The organism is Amycolatopsis sp. CA-161197 (assembly GCF_050942255.1).
Taxonomy (GTDB): domain Bacteria; phylum Actinomycetota; class Actinomycetes; order Mycobacteriales; family Pseudonocardiaceae; genus Amycolatopsis.
The window spans coordinates 5664280-5678749 of sequence record NZ_CP192059.1; the positions used below are offsets into that span (position 1 = coordinate 5664280).

Here is a 14470-nt window from a genome sequence, read left to right on the forward strand (position 1 = left end):
TGCGTCATACCGGATAGCGAGGCACATCAGACCACAAATCGAACTGTGACGCACAGGCTTCCGACGTAACACTCGAAAGAGTGAACCAACAACGAAGCCGGCGGGCCCCCACCTGAACGACTCCGACGACACGGCCCTAGGCCACGGGCACAGCGGCGATCGCCTCCACTTCGGCTGCGTAGTTCGGGCCGGCCAGTGCCGCCACGACCACCAGGGATTGGGCCGGGAAGTCGCCCGCCGGGAACCAGTGCGCGAAGGCCTCTGCCTGGGCCGCCCGGTAGCCGGCGACGTGTTCGGTGCCCGCGACGAACGTCAGGAGCTTCACCAGGTGCTCGGGGCGCGCCCCGTGCGCGGCGAGCAGCGCCTCGATGTTCGCGAAGATCTGCCGCGCTTGTGCTTCCGCGTCGGTGCCGGCGAGGGTGCCGTCCGGGAGCAGCCCCGCGCGTTCGTTTCGATCCTCGCGCACCGGGTAGGCCGCGAAGGACCGAACAAGACGAAGGGAGTCCCATGAGCACCATCACCGAGTTCGTCGACGTGCACGCGCCGGTTTCCGCGGCGTACAACCAGTGGACGCAGTTCGAGTCGTTCCCGCGCTTCATGGACGGCGTGGAGGAAGTGCGCCAGCTCGACGACACGCACACGCACTGGAAGATCGCGCTGGGCGGGGTCACGCGGGAGTTCGACGCGACGATCACCGAGCAGCACCCCGACGAGCGCGTGGCGTGGGCGTCGGACTCCGGGCCGACGCACGCGGGCGTGATCACGTTCCACCGGCTCGACGACCGGACCACCCGGGTGACCGCCCAGATGGAGCTCGACCCCGACGGTTTCGCCGAGACCGCGGCCGACAAGCTCGGCATCCTCGACCGGCGGGTCAAGGAGGACATGCAGCGGTTCAAGACGTTCATCGAGCACCGCGACGGCCGCGAAACCGGCACGTGGCGCGGTGACGTCGCTCCCCCGCCGCAGGGCTGACCCGGTTTCGCCACCCGCCCGCGGTGGTAACCGGCGCCCAGGAAGGGAGTCACCCATGACTGCCGACGAGAAGCAGATGGACGAGCAGCTCGAAGAAGTGCGCCACGCGATCAGCGAGGCCAAGGACGCCGCCCAGGAAGCCCGCGACTCGCGTCCGGGAGGCGGCGGTTCCGGAGCGGCGGATTCCGGCGAGCGCGAGGAGGATTCACCATGAGCGACCCCGACAAGCCCGAAGGACGCGACGACCCCTACGGCGAGTCCGCCGAGGAGCAGCGCGAGACCGTCCGCGGCGAACAGGGCACCTCGGGGGACCCGCACGACGACACCGACCCGCAGTCGGGTTCCTGACGGGTTGGGCCCGCACCGCAACGGGTATCCGCCGCTCACGAGCGAAGGAGGAGGAGCCGTGCCTCAGGAAACCTGGAGCGACAAACGCGAGCGTCAGTACGAGCACATCAAGTCGGCGCAGCAGGACCGCGGCGCCAGTACCTCCCGGGCGCAGGAGATCGCCGCCCGCACCGTGAACAAGAACCGCGCCCGTTCCGGCGAGTCCCGCTCCGCCAGCAAGACGTCGCTCCGGGACAAGAGCCCGCAGCAGCGCGGCGGGGAACGCAGCGGCCGCGGCCTCGGGCCGGGCGGGCCGACCAAGGACCAGCTCTACAACGAGGCCAAGCAGCGCAACATCAAGGGCCGCTCGAACATGACGAAGAAGGAACTTCAGAAAGCGCTGGGCCGCTGACTGTCGGCCCGGGCCCGATCCCGTCGGCAGCCCCCTGCCGACGGGATCGGCGCGTCCACTGTGGACCGTTCTCCTGACGAGGGAGGCCACCCGTGAGCAGCCGGCTGATCGCCGTCGCCATCGACTGCCGCAACGCCGAGGCACTCGCCGAGTTCTGGCGCGAGGCCCTGGACTACCCGGCCACCGAACGCTGGACCGACCACCACGGGCTCACCTACGTCGAGCTCAAGGCGCCCGGCCGGGCGTCGCTGCTGTTCCAGCCCGTGCCCGAGGGCAAGACCGGCAAGAACCGGCTGCACCTCGACCTCGCGCCCGGCACCGTCGAGCAGCGCGACGAGGTCGAACGCCTCGTCACCCTCGGCGCGAAGATCCTCGACGACCCGGACGACGAGCACTGGATCGTCCTGGCCGACCCCGAGGGCAACGAGTTCTGCGTCCTGCCCCGGCGCTGACCCGTCCCCCACCCGAGCACCGAGGAGAGTCCATGCAGCGCGAGCGACAGCCGGTCCGGGAACCGACCGGGCCGAGGCGGTCCGGCGAACCCCTGCGGCTCACCGAGGTGCACTACCGGATGTGGGCCCGCTTCGCCGGCCCCGCGTGGCTGCGCCGCCTCCTCGGCGACCGCAACGGGCTCCGCCTCGACGCCGGCGGCCTGTCCGTGCGCCTCGGCCCCTGGCTCGTCACCACGCCGCTGGACAACCTCGCCGGCGCGGCCGTCACCGGGCCCTACCGCCCGTGGCGCGCGCTCGGCCCGCACCTGTCCCTCGCCGACCGCGGCCTCACGCTCGGCACGACCACGGAACGCGGCGTCTGCCTGAGTTTCCGCGGGCCGGTCCGCGGGCTCGACCCGTGGGGCCTGGTCCGCCACCCCGGCCTGACCGTGACGGTCGACGAGCCGGAGCTCGTCGCCGAGGTGGTCAACCGCATCGCCGGCCACGGAAGCAGCGTCACCACGTGAAGGAACGCTTCACCCGGGCGGTTGACCCGGCCCGGAGCGGGTACCCGACGGGACGACCATGCTGGGAGCACCACCATGAGCACCGCTGACCTCACCGCCGGCCTCGACGAGGACCACGTGGTGTTGAGCCGGATCTGCACCGAACTGGAAACCGACCACCGCAGCCCGGAGAACCGCCGGGAACTGGCCGATCACCTCATCGCGCAGCTCGTGCGGCACCAGGTGGCCGAGGAGCCGTACCTGCCGCCCGGTCCCGCCCTGCAAGGTGCCGACGACCTGATGCGCCGGATGGAAGGCCTGGGCCCGCAGGACGCGCGGTTCGAGCGCTTGCCGGCGACGTTGACCCACACCGTCCGGCGGCACTTGCGCGAGGCCGGGCCCGTGGTCACCGGGCTGCGCACCCGCTACCCAGCCGACCGGTTGCCGCAGCTCGGCCGGGAGCTCCTCGAAGCTCGCAAGGCCGCGGACTCACTGCCGCACCCGGCGATCGCCGACCGCCGGACGCGCTGGTGCGGACCGGACCGGGGTTCGTCGACCGCGTCCGGGCGGGCGCTGACCGCCGTCCGCTGAGCCGACCATCGGAGGGACCCGCGAATGACCACTGTGGACGACGTCCTGGCCGAGTACGGCACCACCCACGCCGAGCAGGCCGGCATCAAGCTCGCCGACCGGCCGCAGCCGCTCTACCAGCTGCTCGTCCTCACCACGCTGATGTCGGCTCGCATCGGCTCCGACATCGCCGTGGCCGCGGCGAAAGAACTGTGGCGGGCGGGCTGGCGGACCCCGAAGGCCATGCGCGCCTCCGAGTGGCTCGACCGGGTCCACGCGCTGGGACGCGGCCGCTACGTGCGCTACGACGAGAGCACCGCCCGCTACCTCGTGGACAGCGCGAACTTCCTGCACGAGCGCTACCGCGACGACCTGCGTCACCTCGCCGAAGCCGCCGACGGTTCGCCGGAACGCCTGGAGAAGCTCCTCACGGAGTTCCCCCGCATCGGCCCGACCGGCGCACAGATCTTCTGCGAGGAAGTCCAGGCCGTGTGGCCGTGGGTACGCCCGTACTTCGACAAACGAGCACTGGCCGGCGCGAAGAAGGCCGGGCTGCCGGCCGATCCCGAAGAGCTCGCCGGCTTGGTGGCCGGCGCCGACGTGGCCCGCCTCGCCGCCGCCCTCGTGCAGGTGAACATCCACACGAAGAGCTGAGACTACCTCACGGGTCCACAGTGGAGTCGGAGACGGCGGTGTGGGCCAGGGCCGCGACCGTTTCCTCGAGGCCGCGCTGGATCTCGTCGCCGGAGCCCTCGCGGACGCTGCTCAAGGTCACTTCGACGCGGCTGGCCGCGGGCCCGGCCTCGCCGATCGAGAGGGTGCCGTGGTAGTCGTCGGGGCCTTCGGCGCCCCAGGACAAGGTGCGGGTGCGTTCGTCTACCTTGAGCCAGGCATCGCCTTCGACGTGCTCGCCGTGGACCTCGGCCTCGACGTGGACGGTGTCGCCCCCTTCGGGGCGCGCCGTCTGCATCTGCGAGAAGTAGTGCGGCAGGTTGCGTGGTTCGCGCAGGTACGCGAACAGCTCGTCCGCGGGCAGTTCCACCGTGGCGCTGTGCCGGTAGTCGGTCATGGGAACACCTCCTGGCCCGCCGGGTACCCGCGCGCCCGCGTGCCAATCACCGGTCAGTCGCCGCGCGTCTCCGCCAGCCGTTCGCGTTGCGGGATCACGACGTACTTCGGGTCCTGCGCCGACGCGACCCCGGCCTGGTAGACGCCGAACCGCGTGCACAGGCCGGCCGCGAGGTAGGCCGCACCGCTCGCCACCGCCGCCGCTCGGCTGCGCCGGGCCGCGAGGGACAACGCGGCACCCGCGGCCGTCAGGCCACGGGCCGCCTTCATCAGCTTGCCCGCCCGGCCGGTCCGGTACGGCTCCGACACGATCCCGAGGCCGTGTTCCAGGTGCCGCGCCACCGCGAGCTCGGCCGCCGCGCCGACGAGACCCGCGCGCACCACCGGCCCGAGCTCGTCCCGGGGTGCCGCCAGCAACGCGGCCCCCGCGCCGCTCGTCATCGCGCTGCCCGCGAACAGCACCGGCAGGTGCCGCCGCGCCTCGTGCCACGACGGCGTGGCGGTGTCGGCGAGCAGCACCGCGGTGTAGGTGCACATCGCCGGCCCCAGCACACCCGCCGCGGCGCCGGCGAGCTTGCCGACCGGACGCAGCAGGCCGGTCTCCGCCGAGCCGGCCGACACCGCGGCCAGCCCCGAGAACGGCGCCAGGATCCACGAACCCACCGAAAGCGGCGACGTCGGCTTGAGCACCCTGAGCATGTGCAGGAACCGCGCCGGCCGGCCGAGGTCGTGGACCAGCGCGACGACACTCGCGCTCGCGCCGGCCGCCGCGACCAGGCGGCCGACGCGCGCGAGGCCCGGCCGCCCGGTGAGCGTCGCCAGGCTCGCCATCGTCGCGGACGAGCCCGCGGCCCCGCCCAGGAACAGGTACAGCGGCACGTCCGGCTGCTTCCACGCCGGTTCCTTGAGGATCGGCCGCCCGTAGTACGAGGTGAACTCGACCGGGTCGACCATCGTCGGTTCGCGGCGCGGGCTCATCGGCGCCGCCCCAGGAACGAGACGACGAGCGTGCCCGCCACGCCGAGCGCCGCGGCCGCCGTGCGTTTCCACATCTGCGGCAGGTGTTTCGTCGGCACGACGGGGTCGGGCGGGAAGCCGTAGACCTCCGGTTCGTCCAGCAGCAGGAAAAACGCGCCGTCGCCGCCGACGCCGTCGTCCGGGTCGCGGCCGTAGAGCCGGGCCTCGGGCACGCCGGAGCCGTGCAGGTCCCGCACCCGCTCGTCGGCGCGTTCGCGCAGCTCGTCGAGCACGCCGAACTGGATGGAGTCCGTGGGACACGCCTTGGCGCACGCCGGCTCCAGGCCGGCGCCGAGACGGTCGTAGCAGAGGGTGCACTTGAACGCGCGGCCGTCGCTCTCGCGCCGCTCGATCACGCCGTACGGGCAGGCGGGCACGCAGTAGCCGCAGCCGTTGCAGATGTCCTGCTGCACCACGACGGTGTCGAACTCGGTGCGGAACAACGCCCCGGTAGGGCAGACGTCGAGGCAACCGGCGTGGGTGCAGTGCTTGCACACGTCGCTCGACATCAGCCAGCGCACGCCGGGTTCTTCGCCGTCCTGCACCGGCGCGCCCACCGCCGGCATCCCGAGATCCACCGCGGGCGGCGCCGCCGGCACCACCTGCTCCACGAAAGCGACGTGCCGCCACGCGTTCGCCCCGAGATCGCCGGTGTTGTCGTACGACGTGCCGAGCAGATCGAGGTCCCGGCCGGGCACGTCGTTCCACTCCTTGCACGCCACCTCGCACGCCTTGCAGCCGATGCACACCGACGTGTCGGTGAAAAATCCCATCCGCGGTTGCGTGCCGTACTCAGCCATCCGCCCTCCTGCGGTATTCCTGCACGAAGGCCGGCAACGCCGGGCCTCGCGGGCGCCGGCCGGGCACGATGTCGCACGTGGCCGCCTTCGCCTCCTGGATGTGCACGTTCGGGTCCATCACCACGCTGAGCAGGTCGTTGGCCGCGTCACCACGGGAAAGCCCGTTCGGGCCCCAGTGGTAGGGCAGTCCGACCTGGTGGATCGTGCGGCCGCGCACCTTGAGCGGTTTCATCCGCGCCGTGACCAGCACCCGCGCCTCGATCGCCGTGCGGGCCGAGACGATCGTCGCCCAGCCCCCGTTCTCCAGCCCGCGCTCGGCCGCGAGCTCCGGCGAGACCTCGCAGAAGAACTCCGGCTGCAGCTCCGCCAGGTACGGCAGCGTGCGGCTCATCCCGCCCGCGGTGTGGTGCTCGGTGAGCCGGTAGGTCGTGAACACGTAGGGGAACACCGTGCTGCGGGCGGGGTTGTACGGGTTCGACGGCGTGACCAGCGTCTGGCGCGCCGGGTTGTCCTGCTGGGCGTACAGCGGATTGTCCACAGGGGACTCGAATGGCTCGTAGTGCGTGGGCAGCGGACCGTCGGCGAGCCCGGCGGGCACGTAGAGCCAGGCGCGCCCGTCGGTCTGCATGATGAACGGGTCGGCACCGCCGATGGCGTCCTGCCTCTTGGCGCCCTCGGGCGGCACGTAGTCCGGGCGTTTCGTCGGCTCGAAGTCGGCGACGTCGGGTCCGGCCCAGCGGCCCTGGTCCTCGTCCCAGTAGAGGTACTTCTTGCGCTCGCTCCACGGTTTCCCGGCCGGATCGGCCGACGCGCGGTTGTAGAGGATGCGCCGGTTCGCCGGCCACGCCCACGCCCATTCGGCGGCCACCCAGTCCTGTTCGGACCCGGGTTTCCGGTTCGCGGCGTGGTTGTGGCCGCCGGCGCGCACGCCGCAGTAGATCCAGCAGCCGCAGGAGGTGGACCCGTCGTCCTTGAGCTGCGTGTACGCCGACAGCGGGCCTTCGGGGCCGTGGCCGTTGATCTCGGCCAGCACCGACTCGGCCGACGGGTCGTCGAGCGGCCCTTCGGTCGGGTAGCTCCAGGTCAGCTCCTGCACCGGCAGGTCCCGCGGATCCGTGCTGCCGGCCAGCTTCTCCCGGATGAGCCGGCCCAGGTGGTAGTAGAACCACAGGTCGCTGCGCGCTTCTCCCGGCGGTTCCACGGCTTTGTGGTGCCACTGCAGCAGCCGCTGCGTGTTGGTGAAGCTGCCGTCCTTCTCGGTGTGGGCGGCGGCGGGCAGGAAGAACACCTCGGTGCCGATCTCCGTGCTCGCCAGCTCCCCCGTCTCGATCTCCGGCCCGTCCTTCCAGAACGTCGCCGACTCGATCATCTGCAGGTCGCGCACCACGAGCCAGTCGAGGTTCGCCAGCCCCAAGCGCTGCATCTTCCCGTTGGCCGAACCGACGGCGGGGTTCTCGCCGACGAGGAAGTAGCCCTTGCACGTGCCCTCGATCTGGTTGCGCACCGTGGCGTACGTGCCGTGGTCGCCGGTCAGGCGCGGCAGGTGGGCGAAGCGGAAGTCGTTGTGCGGCTGGGCGGCGTCGCCCCAGTACGCCTTGAGCAGGCTCACCATGTAGGCGTCCATGTTGCCCCAGAAGCCGGTGGCGCCCGCGTCGGTGGCCACGTAGTCGTCGAGGCTGAAGTGCTGGTGCGCGTGGGGCATCGGCAGGTAGCCGGGCAGGATGTTGTACAGCGTCGGGATGTCGGTGGAGCCCTGGATGCTCGCGTGCCCGCGCAGCGCCAGGATGCCGCCGCCGGGTCGGCCGATGTTGCCCAGCAGCGTCTGCAGGATCGACGCGGTGCGGATGTACTGCGCGCCGACCGTGTGCTGCGTCCAGCCCACCGAGTAGACCCACGCCGTGGTGCGCTCGCGGCCGGAGTTCTCCGTGACCGCTTCGGCGATCTCCAGGAACTGCCGCACCGGGATGCCGCAGATGTCCGCCACGACCTCCGGTGTGTACCGCGAGAAGTGGCGCTTGAGGACCTGGTAGACGCACCGCGGGTGCTGCAGTGTCTCGTCCAGGTGCGGTTTCCCGCCCACCGCGGCGCCACCGCTGCCGTAGGACTCGGCCCGCGCGGCCTTCTGGTGGCCCTCCCCGCCGTGGTGCTGCTCGCCCGGCAGCTCGGCCTCGCCGCTGCCGGCAGCCGGGAGGGTGTCGACACCCTCGTAGGCCCAGGTGGACACGTCGTACTGCTTGCCCTCGGGGTCATAGCCGGAGAAGACCCCATCGAGGTCCTCGGTGTCGCGGAAGTCCTCACGCAGGATCGCGGCGGCGTTGGTGTACGCCAGCACGTACTCGCGGAAGTCGAGCTCGTGGTCCAGGACGTACTTGATCAGGCCGCCGAGGAACGCGATGTCCGAGCCCGCGCGCAGCGCCGCGTGGGTGTGCGCGACCGCGCTAGTGCGCGTGAAGCGCGGGTCGACGTGGATGATCTTCGCCCCGCGGGCCTTCGCCTCCATCACCCACTGGAACCCCACGGGGTGGGCCTCCGCCATGTTGGAGCCCTGGATCACGATGCAGTCGGCGTTGACCAGGTCCTGCTGGAACGTCGTGGCGCCTCCACGACCGAAGGAGGTCCCCAGACCGGGAACCGTGGCGGAGTGTCAAATACGGGCCTGGTTCTCGATCTGGATCGCGCCGAGCGCGGTGTAGAGCTTCTTCATCAGGTAGTTCTCTTCGTTGTCCAGCGTCGCGCCGCCGAGGCTGGCCAACCCGAGGGTGCGCTTGAGCGGCACCCCCTTTGCGTCGGATTCCTCCCACGTCTCGGCGCGCGTGCGCAGGACCCGCTCGGCGATCATCTCCATCGCCTCGTCGAGCGGCAGGCGCTCCCAGCCGGTGCCGTACGGGCGCCGGTAGAGCACTTCGGTGACCCGGCTGGGGCTCGTCACGAGCTGTTTGCTGGCCGAGCCCTTGGGGCACAGCCGGCCCCGCGAGATGGGTGAGTCGGGGTCGCCCTCGATCTGGGTGACGCGCTCGTCCTTGACGTAGACCTTCTGCCCGCAGCCGACCGCGCAGTACGGGCACACCGACTTCACGACGCGGTCCGCGTCCTGGGTGCGCGCGTGCCAGGCCTCGGAGCCGCTCGACTTCGCCGCGGCACCACGAGCCAGCCGGTCGGGACCGGTCAGCTGCCGGTACACGGGCCAGCCCTCGATCCACCGCCGGACACCCATGCCCGCCAACCTAATGCCTTCGCGCGCCCGGCGCAGGTCACTCACCCGTGCGGGGGCCGCTGCTCCCGGCGGCCGGACCGGTCACCGCAGCCGGCGGGTGCCGTCGCCGAGGGGCTCGGTGACGCCCGCCGCGTCGAGGTGTTCGAGCAACGGCACCATCACGCGGCGGGTCGTGTCGAGGGCGCGGCGGGCGTCGGCGACCGTGAACGGCCGCGCGACGCCGGCCAGGACCTCCGCCGCCCGTTCCTCGGTGCCCGGGGCGACGTAGACGCCCTCGGCCAGCACCGTGAGGCGGCCGTGGCGGACGGCGGCGGCCAGTTCTCGCCGGCCCAGCCCCAGCTCACGAAGGTGATCGGTCTCAGGGGCGCGGAAGGGGTGTTCGGCGAACTCCTTGTCCAGTTCGGCGACGGCCTCGGCGACGCGCGGTTCGAGGCCGGTGCCGGGCAGCCGCACCAGCCCGGCGCGGGTTTCCAGACCGGTGAGCAGTGGCGGCAGGAGCTCGGGCGCGGGCAGCTCCAGCCTTTGCCGGAGCGTCTCTTCGGGCATACCCGCGGCGACGGGGTGGTCGTGGGTCCAGGCGGCGACCTCCTCCCGGGCCAGCGCTTTGAGGTGGGCGAACCGGCCGAGATCCACCAGCCACTCGCCCACGTGCTCGCCGGTCGGCGCGAAGCCCATCGCGCGGAACTCCGCCGCCTTGACGAAACCGCGCCGTGCCAGGTGGGCCGGCGCCGGCTCGCGCGTCAGCTCGTCTCCTCGCGCGCGGGCGGCGCCCCGGCGCCTCAGCTCGGGCGGCCGGACGTCGAGCACCTCGACCCCGGCCGGGATGAGGTGGGCGCCCGGGTCGCGGACCAGGCCCCGGTCGCCGACGCGCAGGGGCAGCGGAGTCCGCAGCGTCAGCCGTGCGGTGTCCGTCCCGAGTGGACGGACCCGGGCCGCGACGGCGGCGGTGCCCAGGTGCAGCACCAGCGACTGGTGCAGGTCCGCGGACCGGGTGCCGCGCAGGCGGACGTCCACCTCGCTCGTCGTCAGCCACGCCCCGGGGGTGAGCAGGGGGTGGCCGCGCCGGGTCTGTTCGCGGGCGACCCCGCGGAGGTTCAGCGCCACCCGCGCGACGCCGGTGACCCGGTCGCGGGGCTCCCCCAGCGCTTCGATCCCCCTGATCGTGACGGTGGCACCTCCGAGGTCCAGCTCGTCACCGGTCGTGATGGTGCCCGCCGCGAGGGTCCCGGTCACGACGGTGCCCGCGCCGCGGATCGTGAACGCCCGGTCGAGCCACAGGCGCACGTCCGCGCCGGTGTCCGGGGCGGGCAACCCGGCGACGAGCGCACCCAGCGCGGCCCTCAGCTCGGCGAACCCGGCGCCGGTCGTGCCGCTGACCGCGACCGAGGGCACCGCACCCAGCGACGTCGCGGAGATCTCGTGCAGCGCGGACGCCGTGGCGGGCCCGGGGTCGGCGCGGTCCGCCTTGGTCACCACGAGCAGCCCGCGGTCCACGCCGAACGCGTCGAGCGCGGCCAGGTGCTCGGCCGACTGCGGTTTCCAGCCCTCGTCGGCCGCGACCACGAACGCCACGGCGGGCGCCGGCCCGGCGCCCGCGAGCATGGTGGGCACGAACCGCTCGTGGCCGGGCACGTCGACGAACGCCACGTCCTCCTCGCCGAGGCGCGTCCACGCGAAGCCGAGGTCGATCGTGAGGCCGCGGCGGCGTTCCTCGGCCCAGCGGTCGGGTTCCATCCCGGTGAGCCGCCGCACCAGCGTGGACTTGCCGTGGTCCACGTGGCCGGCGGTGGCGATCACCCGCACCGGATCACCCGGACCCCAGCACCGCGGCCGCGATCGTGGCGTCGTCGCCGGGCGGGACGGTCCGCAGGTCCAGCAGGCAGCGGTCGCGGACCACGCGGCCGACGACGGGTGGCTGCCCGGCCCGCAGCGCCTCGGCGTAGGGCGCGGGCAACGCGACGGCCACGCTCGGCAGCTCGACCCCGGGCGCGCCCCCGCCCCCGACGGCAACGGTCGACTCGACGACCTCGGCGTCGACTCCGGCCGCACGCAGCGTCGCGCACAGCTCCTCCGCACGGCCGCGCAACTCCGGCAGCGGGATCCGCAGCGCTTCCCGCACCGGGGGCAGCGGGCCGCGCAAGGTCGCCTCGAGTGCCGCCAGCGTCAGCTTGTCCACGCGCAGCGCCCGCGCCGCCGGGTGCCGGCGCAGCCGCTCCACCAGCGCCGCGTCGCCGAGCAGGAGGCCGGCCTGCGGGCCGCCGAGGAGCTTGTCGCCACTCGCGGTCACCAGGTGCGCGCCCTGGGCCAGGACCGTGGCCGCGTCGGGTTCGTCCGGCAGCAGCGGGTGCGGCGCGAGCAGCCCCGAGCCGATGTCCACGACCAGCGGCACCCCGAGCCCGGCCAGGTCCGCCACGGAGGCTTCCGCCGTGAAGCCGGTGACGCGGTAGTTGGACGGGTGGACCTTGAGCACGAATCCGGTTCCGGGGCCGAGCGCGGCGGCGTAGTCGGCGAGGTGCGTGCGGTTCGTCGTCCCGACCTCGCGCAGCCGCGAGCCGGTCGAGGCCAGCAGGTCGGGGATCCGGAAGCCGTCGCCGATCTCGACCAGCTCACCGCGGCTGACCACGATCTCGCGGCCCGGCGCGAGCGCGAGGGCGCACAGCAGCAGCGCGGCGGCGTTGTTGTTCACCACGTGCACGCCGCCGGCGGCCGGGACGGCGTCGGCCAGGGCCGCGAGCGCACCGCGGCCCCGGCGGGCGCGCCGGCCCGTGGCGAGGTCGAACTCGACGTCCGTGGCTCCCGCGGCCGCGGCGACCGCGTCCACCGCCGCCGGTGACAACGGCGCCCGGCCGAGGTTGGTGTGCACGACAACGCCGGTGGCGTTGACGACGGGCCGCAGCGAAGTGGCGTGCCCGGGCAAGTGGGCGAGGACGTCGTCCACGATCGTCTCGGGCGGGATCAGGCCTTCGCGGATCCGTTGTTGCGCGGCGGTCACGACGGACTTCACCAGCTCACGACCGAGCGGCTCGGCGGCCTTCGCGATGCGGGGGTCGGCGAGCAGCGCGTCGGTGCGGGGCACGGCCCGGCGCGGATCGGTCACCCGCGGCGCTCCCGGCGGAGGCGGACGGGAATCGAACCCGCCGGCGACAGCGTCTGCCGCCCGACGGTTTTGAAGACCGCGCCGGCCACCAGGCCGGAGACGCCTCCCTGGAGCATCCCGCCATCCTGCCAAGGTCGCGCCGCGTCCGCAGCCCGGGCACGATGGGGCGCGTGGAACACCGGCTGACGCAGTACGCGCACGGCGGCGGTTGTGCGTGCAAGATCCCGCCCGGCGAGCTCGAGGACGTGGTCCGCGGCCTGACCGGCAAGTCGCCCGCCGACCCGCCCGGCGAGCTGCTGGTCGGCCTCGACGACGGCGACGACGCGGCCGCCGTGCGCATCTCCGGCGGCACGGCCCTCATCGCCACGACCGACTTTTTCACCCCCGTCGTCGACGACCCGTACGACTGGGGCCGCATCGCCGCCGCCAACGCCCTGTCCGACGTGTACGCGATGGGCGGCACCCCCGTGGTCGCCGTGAACCTGCTCTGCTGGCCGCGCGGGGTGCTGCCGTTCGAGCTCGCCACGGAGGTCCTGCGCGGCGGCCTCGACGTCTGCGGACCGGCCGGCTGCCACCTCGCGGGCGGGCACAGCGTCGATGACCCCGAGCCGAAGTACGGCCTCGCCGTGACCGGCATCGCCGACCCGGACCGCCTGCTGCGCAACGACTCCGGCCGTCCGGGCGTGCCCCTCACCCTCACGAAACCGCTCGGCATCGGCGTGCTCAACTCGCGCCACAAGGCCACCGGTGAACGCTTCGACCACGCCATCGCCACCATGACCACGCTCAACGCCGACGCCTCCCGCGCCGCCCTGGCCGCCGGTGTCACCTGCGCGACCGACGTCACCGGCTTCGGACTGCTCGGCCACCTGCACAAGCTCGCCCGCGCCAGCCACGTCACCGCCCGCCTCGACCCGGCCGCCGTCCCGTACCTCGACGGCGCCCGCGAGGCCCTCGCCGCCGGCCACGTCAGCGGCGGGACGCGCCGCAACCTCGACTGGGTCCGCCCCCACACCGACCTTTCCCGTATCCCCGAGGACGAGGCCTTGCTCCTGGCCGACGCCCAGACCTCGGGCGGCCTCCTGATCGCCGGCGAGGTCCCGGGCTACCCGGTGATCGGCGAGCTCGTGGCGGCCGGCGAGCACACCGTCGTCGTCGGCTGATCCGGCGCTCGCCCCGCCGACCGGCCGAAGTGGACAGTGGCCGAAGCGAACCGCGCCCGCCGAAGGTTGAGCGGACGCGGGAGCGGGAACCCGGGGACCACCCGGCGGCCCGCGCCGGACCGTGACGTGACGATGGAGGTGCGGTGGTGACCGAAGAGGTGCAGCCGATTCCACCGAAGGAACGCTCGTTCGGCGAGCTCGTCGCCGACCTCGGCGACCAGGTGAAACGGCTGGTGCGCGACGAGGTCCGGCTCGGGGTTCTGGAGCTGAAGCAGAAGAGCACGAGGATGGGTGTGGGTGCCGGGTTGTTCGGCGCCGCGGGGCTCGTCGCGTTGTTCGGTGCGGGGGCGCTGGTGGCCGCCGCGATCATGGCGCTCGCGCTGGTGCTGCCGGGATGGGCGTCGGCGCTGGTCGTCGCGGGTGTGTTGTTCGTGGTCGCCGGCATTTCGGCGCTGGTCGGGCGCACGCAGATCAAGAACGCGACACCGCCGGTGCCGCGGGAAGCCATCGAAGGCGTCCGCGAGGACGTCGAGGTCGTGCGGCAGGAGGTGCGCTCGTGAACCGCGAGTTCCCCGAGACCCCGGACGAGGTCCGCATCGACCGCGACGCCACGCGCGCCGAGCTGGCGCAGACGCTGGAGACCCTCGAGCAGAAGCTCGACGTGCGCCCGAAGATCAAGCAGGGCCTCGACGACCGGCTCGACCAGGCCGAGGCGAAGGTCGGCACGGTCGTCGGCGAACCGACGGCCAAGAAGTTCCGCCAGGGCGCCGAAACCGTGCGCGCCAACCCGGTGCCGGTGTTCGCGAGCGTGCTCGGCCTGATCGTCGTGCTGCGGCTCATCCTGCGCCGGCGCTCGCACGACGAACACTGACCGGCGCGTTGTCGTTCAG

At 72.9% G+C, this 14470-nt stretch carries 18 protein-coding genes and 1 tRNA gene; 11 read left to right on the top strand and 8 right to left on the bottom strand.

Annotated elements, in window-relative coordinates:
• Positions 1-136: 136 nt before the first annotated feature.
• Positions 137-466: a RidA family protein gene (locus tag ACQPXB_RS26330; RefSeq protein ID WP_432844791.1), complete on the bottom strand. Its 330-nt coding sequence runs from the start codon at positions 464-466 to the stop codon at positions 137-139.
• Between the two features lie 41 nt (positions 467-507).
• Between ACQPXB_RS26330 and ACQPXB_RS26335 the strand changes: the two genes are divergently transcribed.
• The 8 genes from ACQPXB_RS26335 (at position 508) to ACQPXB_RS26370 (ending at position 3875) form a co-directional block, all read left to right on the top strand.
• Positions 508-975, top strand: a complete 468-nt coding sequence (locus tag ACQPXB_RS26335; RefSeq protein ID WP_366576436.1) for an SRPBCC family protein — start codon at positions 508-510, stop codon at positions 973-975.
• Positions 976-1030: 55 nt separating this feature from the next.
• Positions 1031-1189 carry a hypothetical protein gene (locus ACQPXB_RS26340; RefSeq protein ID WP_366576438.1) on the top strand — a complete coding sequence of 53 codons (159 nt, stop codon included), beginning with the start codon at positions 1031-1033 and terminating at the stop codon, positions 1187-1189.
• A complete protein-coding gene (locus ACQPXB_RS26345) occupies positions 1186-1323 on the top strand; it encodes a hypothetical protein (RefSeq protein ID WP_366576440.1) in 138 nt (45 codons plus the stop codon). Before ACQPXB_RS26340 ends, ACQPXB_RS26345 begins: the two co-directional genes overlap by 4 nt.
• A 58-nt stretch (positions 1324-1381) precedes the next feature.
• On the top strand, positions 1382-1714 hold the full coding sequence (locus ACQPXB_RS26350) for a plasmid stabilization protein (protein WP_432844792.1): 333 nt from the start codon (positions 1382-1384) through the stop codon (positions 1712-1714).
• A gap of 92 nt (positions 1715-1806) precedes the next feature.
• A complete protein-coding gene (locus ACQPXB_RS26355) occupies positions 1807-2166 on the top strand; it encodes a VOC family protein (RefSeq protein ID WP_432844793.1) in 360 nt (119 codons plus the stop codon).
• Between the two features lie 32 nt (positions 2167-2198).
• Positions 2199-2672, top strand: a complete 474-nt coding sequence (locus tag ACQPXB_RS26360) for a hypothetical protein (RefSeq protein ID WP_432844794.1) — start codon at positions 2199-2201, stop codon at positions 2670-2672.
• Positions 2673-2747: 75 nt separating this feature from the next.
• Complete coding sequence (locus ACQPXB_RS26365; protein WP_432844795.1) at positions 2748-3242, top strand: hemerythrin domain-containing protein; 495 nt, start codon at positions 2748-2750, stop codon at positions 3240-3242.
• A 24-nt stretch (positions 3243-3266) separates the two neighbouring features.
• Positions 3267-3875, top strand: a complete 609-nt coding sequence (locus ACQPXB_RS26370; protein ID WP_432844796.1) for an endonuclease — start codon at positions 3267-3269, stop codon at positions 3873-3875.
• A 7-nt stretch (positions 3876-3882) separates the two neighbouring features.
• On the opposite strand, the gene ACQPXB_RS26375 is transcribed toward ACQPXB_RS26370, so the two are convergent.
• From ACQPXB_RS26375 to ACQPXB_RS26405, 7 genes are all read right to left on the bottom strand, one after another.
• A complete protein-coding gene (locus ACQPXB_RS26375; RefSeq protein WP_432844797.1) occupies positions 3883-4290 on the bottom strand; it encodes an SRPBCC family protein in 408 nt (135 codons plus the stop codon).
• 53 nt (positions 4291-4343) lie between these two features.
• Positions 4344-5267, bottom strand: a complete 924-nt coding sequence (gene nrfD / locus ACQPXB_RS26380) for an NrfD/PsrC family molybdoenzyme membrane anchor subunit (RefSeq protein ID WP_366576454.1) — start codon at positions 5265-5267, stop codon at positions 4344-4346.
• Entirely contained in the window at positions 5264-6106 is an 843-nt protein-coding gene (locus tag ACQPXB_RS26385) for a 4Fe-4S dicluster domain-containing protein (RefSeq protein WP_432844798.1), read from the bottom strand. Before ACQPXB_RS26385 ends, nrfD begins: the two co-directional genes overlap by 4 nt.
• Positions 6099-9320, bottom strand: a complete 3222-nt coding sequence (fdh, locus tag ACQPXB_RS26390) for a formate dehydrogenase (protein ID WP_432844799.1) — start codon at positions 9318-9320, stop codon at positions 6099-6101. Before fdh ends, ACQPXB_RS26385 begins: the two co-directional genes overlap by 8 nt.
• An 81-nt stretch (positions 9321-9401) precedes the next feature.
• On the bottom strand, positions 9402-11123 hold the full coding sequence (selB, locus tag ACQPXB_RS26395) for a selenocysteine-specific translation elongation factor (RefSeq protein ID WP_432844800.1): 1722 nt from the start codon (positions 11121-11123) through the stop codon (positions 9402-9404).
• Between the two features lie 4 nt (positions 11124-11127).
• Positions 11128-12417, bottom strand: a complete 1290-nt coding sequence (selA, locus tag ACQPXB_RS26400) for an L-seryl-tRNA(Sec) selenium transferase (RefSeq protein WP_386945245.1) — start codon at positions 12415-12417, stop codon at positions 11128-11130.
• Positions 12418-12432: 15 nt separating this feature from the next.
• A tRNA-Sec gene (locus tag ACQPXB_RS26405) sits at positions 12433-12524 on the bottom strand.
• A 54-nt stretch (positions 12525-12578) separates the two neighbouring features.
• Between ACQPXB_RS26405 and selD the strand changes: the two genes are divergently transcribed.
• The 3 genes from selD (at position 12579) to ACQPXB_RS26420 (ending at position 14451) form a co-directional block, all read left to right on the top strand.
• On the top strand, positions 12579-13580 hold the full coding sequence (selD, locus tag ACQPXB_RS26410) for a selenide, water dikinase SelD (RefSeq protein WP_432844801.1): 1002 nt from the start codon (positions 12579-12581) through the stop codon (positions 13578-13580).
• Positions 13581-13726: 146 nt separating this feature from the next.
• Positions 13727-14140, top strand: a complete 414-nt coding sequence (locus ACQPXB_RS26415) for a phage holin family protein (protein WP_366576465.1) — start codon at positions 13727-13729, stop codon at positions 14138-14140.
• Complete coding sequence (locus ACQPXB_RS26420; RefSeq protein ID WP_366576467.1) at positions 14137-14451, top strand: DUF3618 domain-containing protein; 315 nt, start codon at positions 14137-14139, stop codon at positions 14449-14451. The genes ACQPXB_RS26415 and ACQPXB_RS26420 overlap by 4 nt, the downstream gene beginning before the upstream one ends.
• Positions 14452-14470: the final 19 nt, after the last annotated feature.

What these genes read in the sequence shown, in the direction of transcription:
- ACQPXB_RS26335 (WP_366576436.1), top strand. Translation starts at nt 508, where the DNA reads ATGAGCACCATCACCGAGTTCGTCGACGTGCACGCGCCGGTTTCCGCG.
- ACQPXB_RS26340 (WP_366576438.1), top strand. Translation starts at nt 1,031, where the DNA reads ATGACTGCCGACGAGAAGCAGATGGACGAGCAGCTCGAAGAAGTGCGC.
- ACQPXB_RS26345 (WP_366576440.1), top strand. Translation starts at nt 1,186, where the DNA reads ATGAGCGACCCCGACAAGCCCGAAGGACGCGACGACCCCTACGGCGAG.
- ACQPXB_RS26360 (WP_432844794.1), top strand. Translation starts at nt 2,199, where the DNA reads ATGCAGCGCGAGCGACAGCCGGTCCGGGAACCGACCGGGCCGAGGCGG.
- ACQPXB_RS26365 (WP_432844795.1), top strand. Translation starts at nt 2,748, where the DNA reads ATGAGCACCGCTGACCTCACCGCCGGCCTCGACGAGGACCACGTGGTG.
- ACQPXB_RS26370 (WP_432844796.1), top strand. Translation starts at nt 3,267, where the DNA reads ATGACCACTGTGGACGACGTCCTGGCCGAGTACGGCACCACCCACGCC.
- ACQPXB_RS26375 (WP_432844797.1), bottom strand. Translation starts at nt 4,290, where the DNA reads ATGACCGACTACCGGCACAGCGCCACGGTGGAACTGCCCGCGGACGAG.
- nrfD (WP_366576454.1), bottom strand. Translation starts at nt 5,267, where the DNA reads ATGAGCCCGCGCCGCGAACCGACGATGGTCGACCCGGTCGAGTTCACC.
- ACQPXB_RS26385 (WP_432844798.1), bottom strand. Translation starts at nt 6,106, where the DNA reads ATGGCTGAGTACGGCACGCAACCGCGGATGGGATTTTTCACCGACACG.
- selD (WP_432844801.1), top strand. Translation starts at nt 12,579, where the DNA reads ATGGGGCGCGTGGAACACCGGCTGACGCAGTACGCGCACGGCGGCGGT.